The 7,452-nt window shown below is 39.4% G+C and carries 6 protein-coding genes and 7 tRNA genes; 2 read left to right on the top strand and 11 right to left on the bottom strand.

The features are described from left to right. Nucleotides 1-46: 46 nt before the first annotated feature. The 11 genes from DO88_RS02925 to DO88_RS02975 form a co-directional block, all read right to left on the bottom strand. A tRNA-Cys gene (locus DO88_RS02925) sits at nucleotides 47-120 on the bottom strand. 19 nt (nucleotides 121-139) lie between these two features. Next, a tRNA-Gly gene (locus DO88_RS02930) sits at nucleotides 140-215 on the bottom strand. Between the two features lie 49 nt (nucleotides 216-264). Beyond that, nucleotides 265-351 (bottom strand) — tRNA-Leu (locus DO88_RS02935). A gap of 39 nt (nucleotides 352-390) precedes the next feature. Next, nucleotides 391-466: transfer RNA gene (locus DO88_RS02940), tRNA-Gly, on the bottom strand. 63 nt (nucleotides 467-529) lie between these two features. Beyond that, nucleotides 530-616: transfer RNA gene (locus DO88_RS02945), tRNA-Leu, on the bottom strand. 37 nt (nucleotides 617-653) lie between these two features. Continuing rightward, nucleotides 654-727 (bottom strand) — tRNA-Cys (locus DO88_RS02950). A gap of 31 nt (nucleotides 728-758) precedes the next feature. After that, a tRNA-Gly gene (locus DO88_RS02955) sits at nucleotides 759-834 on the bottom strand. Between the two features lie 212 nt (nucleotides 835-1,046). Further along, nucleotides 1,047-1,592, bottom strand: coding sequence for a CDP-diacylglycerol--glycerol-3-phosphate 3-phosphatidyltransferase (gene pgsA / locus DO88_RS02960; RefSeq protein WP_032827134.1), 546 nt, complete (start codon nucleotides 1,590-1,592; stop codon nucleotides 1,047-1,049). A gap of 42 nt (nucleotides 1,593-1,634) precedes the next feature. Beyond that, nucleotides 1,635-3,458, bottom strand: a complete 1,824-nt coding sequence (gene uvrC / locus DO88_RS02965) for an excinuclease ABC subunit UvrC (RefSeq protein WP_033040694.1) — start codon at nucleotides 3,456-3,458, stop codon at nucleotides 1,635-1,637. Between the two features lie 10 nt (nucleotides 3,459-3,468). After that, on the bottom strand, nucleotides 3,469-4,119 hold the full coding sequence (gene uvrY, locus DO88_RS02970; RefSeq protein WP_007377972.1) for a UvrY/SirA/GacA family response regulator transcription factor: 651 nt from the start codon (nucleotides 4,117-4,119) through the stop codon (nucleotides 3,469-3,471). 107 nt (nucleotides 4,120-4,226) lie between these two features. Beyond that, a complete protein-coding gene (locus tag DO88_RS02975; protein WP_033040692.1) occupies nucleotides 4,227-5,378 on the bottom strand; it encodes a dicarboxylate/amino acid:cation symporter in 1,152 nt (383 codons plus the stop codon). Between the two features lie 361 nt (nucleotides 5,379-5,739). On the opposite strand from DO88_RS02975, the gene cysK reads away from it, so the two are divergent. After that, nucleotides 5,740-6,708 (top strand): cysteine synthase A, encoded by a 969-nt coding sequence (gene cysK / locus DO88_RS02980; protein WP_007377974.1) that lies wholly within the window; start codon nucleotides 5,740-5,742, stop codon nucleotides 6,706-6,708. A gap of 145 nt (nucleotides 6,709-6,853) precedes the next feature. Continuing rightward, nucleotides 6,854-7,288, top strand: a complete 435-nt coding sequence (locus tag DO88_RS02985) for a hypothetical protein (protein ID WP_033023777.1) — start codon at nucleotides 6,854-6,856, stop codon at nucleotides 7,286-7,288. Nucleotides 7,289-7,452 lie beyond the last annotated feature (164 nt).

Raw genomic sequence — 7,452 nt, 5'->3', positions numbered from 1 at the left:
ACTCGGGCATCGAGTTTGCTAATTAAAGCGTGTGGAGTAAATTATATGGAGGCGGAACCCGGAGTCGAACCGAGGTAAACGGATTTGCAATCCGGTGCATGGCCACTCTGCCATTCCGCCTAAATGTGTCCAAATAATTTGGAGCGGTACACGAGGCTCGAACTCGTGACCTCGACCTTGGCAAGGTCGCGCTCTACCAACTGAGCTAGTACCGCAAAATACTGTTTTATCAACTTTAAATTATCTTGGTAAAATAATTTAAAGTGGTGCCCGAGGCCGGACTTGAACCGGCACGACTTGTTAGTCGAGGGATTTTAAATCCCTTGTGTCTACCAATTCCACCACTCGGGCATCGAGTTTGCTATTTAAAGCAAGTGGATAAAACTAATATGGAGCGGTACACGAGGCTCGAACTCGTGACCTCGACCTTGGCAAGGTCGCGCTCTACCAACTGAGCTAGTACCGCATCATATTAATTCTAAATTAACTATTTTATAATTACACTTGGTAATGCAATTAAACCACAAAGTGGTGCCCGAGGCCGGACTTGAACCGGCACGACTTGTTAGTCGAGGGATTTTAAATCCCTTGTGTCTACCAATTCCACCACTCGGGCATCGAGTTTGCTAATTAAAGCGTGTGGAGCGTTGAAATGGAGGCGGAACCCGGAGTCGAACCGAGGTAGACGGATTTGCAATCCGGTGCATGGCCACTCTGCCATTCCGCCCCAGTACGGGGTATTAACCTTAAGATAAACTTGGAGCGGTACACGAGGCTCGAACTCGTGACCTCGACCTTGGCAAGGTCGCGCTCTACCAACTGAGCTAGTACCGCATTTTATTTATCAGTTATTTCAATTGCCACATGATTATTTACGTGAACATTCAGGTAACTGATTAATTACCGTTTCGTTTATCTCGGGGGCTATGCCCTCTCAACACGGACGCATTCTACAGAGATTATTAAACGCGTCAATACAAAAAATGCTAGTTTTGAACTGTTTGCTTGTTTTTTATCTAAAACGGTGCGTTATTATACATTTAGAGTTAATTTTTAGTCAATTCACCCCATGCTGCACGTAAATATTGCATCATAGAACTCAAGGTTAAAAAGGTCGCAATGTACAGTAGTCCAAAACTTAAATAGTTCATCCATGTATCATATTGCCAAATCAAACCGATAATGGCTAACATTTGTGCAGCCGTCTTTATTTTACCCATGTTTGATACAGCGACATTACCACGCTTACCCTGCTCTGCCATCCATTCACGAAGTGCAGATATGATAATTTCACGGCTTATTATAATAAGAGCAGGTATTGTCATGTACATTGACTGGTACTGATCAGATAACGCTACAAGTGCGGCACATACCATTACTTTATCAGCAACAGGATCTAAAAAAGCACCAAAAGGAGTTGATTGCTCAAGCTTTCTTGCTAAATAACCGTCGAGTATATCGGTTATTGATGCAAGCCAAAAAATAAAAGCGGCAGCAAAAAAAGCCCAGCTATAAGGCAAATAAAATATCACCAAAAAAACGGGGATAAGAAAAAGTCTAAATGTTGTGAGTGTGTTTGGAATATTCCACATAACTACTTGGATATGTCTTTTTTTCTATATTCGCATGTAGGGCTAGCCCTTGTCATGCAAATGGTTAAATATCTTCTCAGCCATGTCAGGGCTGATCCCAGGAACTTTCTTTAACTGTTCTATATTAGCAGCTTTTACTCCCTGCATGCCCCCTAAATATTTTAATAATGTTTGGCGACGTTTAGAACCTACTCCATTTATTTCTTCTAATAGTGATTGTGTTCGTTGTTTTTGACGTTTATTACGATGCCCTGCAATAGCAAAGCGATGAGATTCGTCGCGTATATGCTGAATCAAATGCAGTGCAGGTGCATCAGAATCCATTGGGATAGTTTTTCGACCACCGTCAATCAATAGTGTTTCAAGACCAGGTTTACGACTCGTTCCTTTTGCAACACCGACCAATAATGGCATTTTAGTGTGCGGCCAATTAGAAAAGTACTGCTCCGCACGCCCCAGTTGCCCTTTACCACCGTCTATAAAGATAACGTCTGGAATTTTGTCTTCATCTACTAATTTGTTGTAACGCTTATTAAGCGCAAACTCCATTGCAGCGTAATCATCACCACCGGTAATACCCGTTACGTTATAGCGCCTGTACTCTTTAGTATTTGGTCCTTGAGAATCAAACACAACACAACTTGCAACAGTGTTCTCTCCCATGGTGTGGCTTATATCAAAACACTCCATTCGAGTAATATCGTCAAGTCGCAGTGTTGCTTTTAATTGTGCATAACGTTTATTAATAGAGTCTTGGGTACTTTGCTTAACTGCAATACTGTTTAATGCATTTTTGTTGGCCAGTTGTAAGTATTGAGCACGCTCACCACGGGTAACTACTTTAAGTATTACTTTGCGCTCACTTACTTGTGTGAGTGCTTCGCCGAGTGCATCGCTCTCTTCTATTTCAAACGGTAATATGATTTCTTTTGCAATACGCCCTGTTGCTCCAGGCGCTAAGTAGTATTGGCCTAAAAATGAGGTTAGGATTTCTTGCTCACTTGAATCTTTAGGTACTTTAGGAAAATACGTTTTACTGCCCAGTACTTTATGATCGCGGATCATTAATAAATGAATGCCATTTAATCCGTTTAAATGGGCAAAACCAACTACGTCCATTTCAGCAAAATTACCAGATATAGACTGTTGCTCCTGCATTTTACGAAGTAGCATTATTTGGTCGCGAACTTTTGCCGCCAGTTCAAAATTTAATTGTAGGCTGGCTGCTTCCATTTTTTTTATTAAATCAGCAATAACTTCGTGAGATTTACCCGTTAAAAACTTACGGACATAGTCAACTTGCTCGCTGTAATCATCATCCGTGACTTTATTTACACACGGAGCTGAGCAACGCTTAAGCTGATATTGCAGGCATGGGCGGCTTCTTGCGCGGTAGTAGTCATCTTCACATTGACGAACAGGAAATATTTTTTGCATTAAGCGCAAGCTTTCAGATACAGCTCCTGCACTAGGGAATGGCCCAAAGTATTCGCCTTTAATTTTACGACTACCACGATGAAACGCTAAACGAGGGTGTTTATGGCTCGTTAGTAAAATATAGGGATACGACTTATCGTCGCGTAATAATATGTTATAGCGAGGCTGATATTTTTTTATTAGATTATTTTCAAGCAGCAGCGCTTCGGTTTCAGTATTAGTAAGTGTGACGTCAATATCACAAATATTACTCACTAAAACGCGTGTTTTACTGTCGGTAATGTTACTTCTAAAGTAACTGCTGACACGCTTTTTTAAATGCTTGGCTTTACCAACATAAATAACTTGGCTATCACTATCAAGCATACGGTAAACACCAGGCTCGCTTGATAGCGTTTTGAGGAAATGTACGTGATCAAATTCAGACATAAATTATAGGTTAGTACGACACGTCTATATCAATCATTTTATGACGAATAGCTAAGTGGGTAAGCTCAACATCACCACCTACATTAAGCTTTTCAAACATACGGTAACGATAGCTATTTACTGTTTTAGAACTTAGGTTCAAACGTTCAGCTATATCTTGTGCTTTTTCACCTTTGGTGATCATAAGCATAATTTGCAGCTCACGTTCAGATAAGCTCTGAAAAGGGTTTTCATCTGTACGGCCGGTCACTTGCGCTAGCGCTATTTGCTGCGCTATTTCAGGAGCTATGTATCGCTGACCTGCATGAACACAGCGAATAGCACGCACCATTTCGTCAGAACCTGCACCTTTAGTTAAAAAGCCATGCGCGCCAATTTGCATTACTTTACTAGGAAATGGGTCTTCGCAATTAACAGTGAGCACAATAATTTTTACATCGGGACAGTAACGACAAATCTTTTTAGTCGCTTCTAATCCGCCCATACCTGGCATGTTCATATCCATTAATACGATGTTTGGCGCATGCTGACGGCAAAACTGTACAGCCTCTTCGCCGGTTTTAGCTTCGCCAATTACTTTAAACCCTCGTACGTCATCAAGAATGCGCTTGATGCCTGTTCGTACAAGTTCATGGTCATCAACTAAAAGTACATTAATCAATGGAACATCCTCATTTACCTAACAACATGCAATTTAATAAATTAATTTGCCACAGTAACATATATAAAGCGAGACAATAACTAATATTATTGTCTCAATCTAATAGTTTAATATGATTTTTTATCGCTAAAACGATCAACCCATAATGCAATGATACCATCACCGGTTACATTACATGCAGTACCAAAGCTATCTTGTGCTAAATAAAGAGCAATCATTAATGCAACAGCTCCTTCATTAAACCCAAGCATGCTTGTTAATAAACCAAGCGCCGACATAACTGCACCACCTGGAGCACCCGGTGCTGCTATCATAACGACACCGAGCATCATAATAAATGGCAATATCCCCATTAATGAAGGTACTTCCATGTTTGGCGATAAAAACATAACAGCCATTGCACACGTTACAATAGTAATAGTTGAGCCAGATAAATGAATGGTTGCACACAGTGGTACGGTAAAGTTTGCTACATCTTCTTTTACGTTGTTTGCTTTACTTGATTGTAGCGAAACTGGAATTGTTGCCGCACTCGACATTGTCCCCAGTGCAGTAAAGTAGGCAGGTAGCATATTTTTAACTAATTCGATTGGATTACGTTTTAACAATATACCTGTCGCTATATATAAAACGCTTAACCATAACCAATGCATAACAAGCGCTGCAATTAGTACTACACCAAATGTTTGCAATGTATCTACCACTGTGCCTGCCACCGTCATTTCGGCAAATACACCTGCAATGTAAAATGGTAAAGCAGGAATAATTACCTTTGATAGAAGCCCATCAATAACATCACGCCCCTGATCAGACACTTTTTTCAGTGTACCTAGCTCTAATTGGCTCATGCCAATACCAAATACAAAAGCAGTTACCAACGCGGTCATTACCCCCATCAATGGTGGAATTTCTAAATCAATAAAGCTACCTATTTCAGTAGCAACTTCTGCTTCAAACGTAATGCTTCCACTTAAAAAAGGAATAACGGCACTCACTAATAAAAATGCAAGTGTACCGGCAATAATTGTAGAGCTATAAGCAAAGCCGACGGTTTTGCCAAGTAAGTGCCCTGACCCTTTTGGTAGGCCTGCAATACCCGATGCAATAAAAAATAAAATAATAAGTGGAATGGTAAAGGAGATAATTTGACCAATCAGCTCTTTTACTGTGAATAAAAGTTCAACACCCGTTATAGGTACGTAAAGTCCGACTAAAATACCGGCCACAATACCGGCAATTAATTTTAAGATTAACTTCATTGTGATTGCTTAATTGAATTTAGATACGTGTTTTTATCATGTTTTACCTAGCTTGTGTCATAAAACTGTTCAAGTAAAGTTCATTTGCACAAATAAACATCAATTGCACTTATTTTAAGTTAATTTTTAACTTAAATTGCTCAACTAATCATCTCTCACTTACTTTAAAAATTTAGTACACACCTTTAATAACTAAAGTATCAGCTATTGTGGATTTTAATTTCACTTAGTTATAAGCTCAATAGATATATGTTATAGCCAAACTTTACTTTAGTTTTTTTAAACTCTCAGTAAAGTGTGTCTATATAGTTAGTGGCAAAGGCTATTAACACGTTGATCAGATTGTATCCAAAGGAACATTATGTCTACTATTTTTGAAGATAACTCACTAAGTATTGGTAATACGCCGCTAGTAAAACTTAACCGTGTTACAGGTGGGAATGTATACGCTAAAGTTGAATCTCGTAATCCTAGCTTTAGCATCAAATGCCGTATTGGTGCATCAATGATTTGGGAAGCTGAAAAATCAGGTCAGCTTGTTGAAGGTAAGGAGCTTATTGAACCAACATCGGGTAACACCGGTATTGCACTTGCATTTGTTGCAGCAGCACGCGGTTATAAGTTAACGCTTACTATGCCTAATACTATGAGCCTAGAACGTCGCAAGCTATTAAAAGCATTAGGTGCAAATCTAGTGCTTACCGACGGTGCTAAAGGTATGAATGGCGCAATTGAAAAAGCAAAAGAAATTCAAGCAACGGCACCTGATAAATATATTTTATTACAGCAATTCGAAAACCCTGCAAACCCTAAAATTCACTTTGAAACAACAGGTCCTGAGATTTATGATGCGCTTGACGGCAAAGTAGACTTTTTTGTAGCGGGTGTAGGCACTGGAGGCACTATTACAGGTGTTAGTCGCTTCCTTAAAACAGAAAAAGGTGTAAACGTTAAGTCTATTGCGGTTGAGCCAACTAACTCTCCTGTTATTAGCCAAACGCTTGCCGGTGAAGAAATCAAACCAGGCCCTCATAAAATCCAAGGTATTGGTGCAGGCTTTATTCCTGGTAACTTAGATATGGACTTAATTGATGGCGCAGAGCTTGTATCTAACGAAGACGCAATTGCAATGGCGCATCAGTTAATGAAAAAAGAAGGTATTTTGGTGGGTATTTCCTCAGGTGCAGCGGTTGTTGCAGCTAAACGTATCGCAGAAAAGCCTGAAAACGCAGATAAAAATATTGTTGTTATCCTACCTAGTGCAACTGAGCGTTACTTATCAAGCCCAATGTTTGATGAAGAGTTTAGTGAACAAGAGCTAGTACAGTAATCTACACATGTTTAAAAAGGATGCTTATGGCATCCTTTTTTATTATTTATCGAAAGATCAGCCCTTAAATATTGCCTCCCTCTTTACATATTCATAATTTAGCCACACACTTTAAAAAGCTTAATCAACAACAATAATGATAACAATGAAAAAACTACTAACTATTCTAAGTGTCATAACTTGCCTATTTATTGTAGGTTGCGGCGACGATGCCAAAATATCTAGCGATAGTCCAGGTGATACAGCAACCGCTTATTTTGATGCACTTTATAACCAAAAAGACCTTCAAAAAGCCAGCAAAATGGCAACACCTAACCTAACTCGCATAATGAAATCTTACGGAACAGCTAAACAATTCTCTCGTAACTTGATAAACATGCAATATGATGAGGTAGTTATTGAAGTCGACATGTCAAATATGAGTTTACGAGAACAATATGGTGATAAAGCTAAAATAAATTTGATTTTTACTGGCACCCTAAATGGCGGGAAAATTGATGAAATGCGCAGTGTTAAAATGCTTCGTAAAAAAGGAAAATGGTACGTAGATAAAATAGTTGCCGACCCGTACGCTCGTTAAAATAAATGTATTACACATAAAAAAGGCCTTACATTTGTAAGGCCTTTTTCGCTTTAGCTAGGGCGTGTTGATCTTTGTGGATTGAAATTTGTTCAATCTAGGGGCGATTAAATCGCGGCGCGAGGTTTGTAACCTAGTGGGCTAAGTAAAAACCGAGCAACAAA

This window comes from Pseudoalteromonas sp. S3431 (genome assembly GCF_000690035.1).
In the GTDB taxonomy this organism is placed as follows: domain Bacteria; phylum Pseudomonadota; class Gammaproteobacteria; order Enterobacterales; family Alteromonadaceae; genus Pseudoalteromonas; species Pseudoalteromonas fuliginea.
This window is presented reverse-complemented; position numbering and strand designations above follow the sequence as displayed.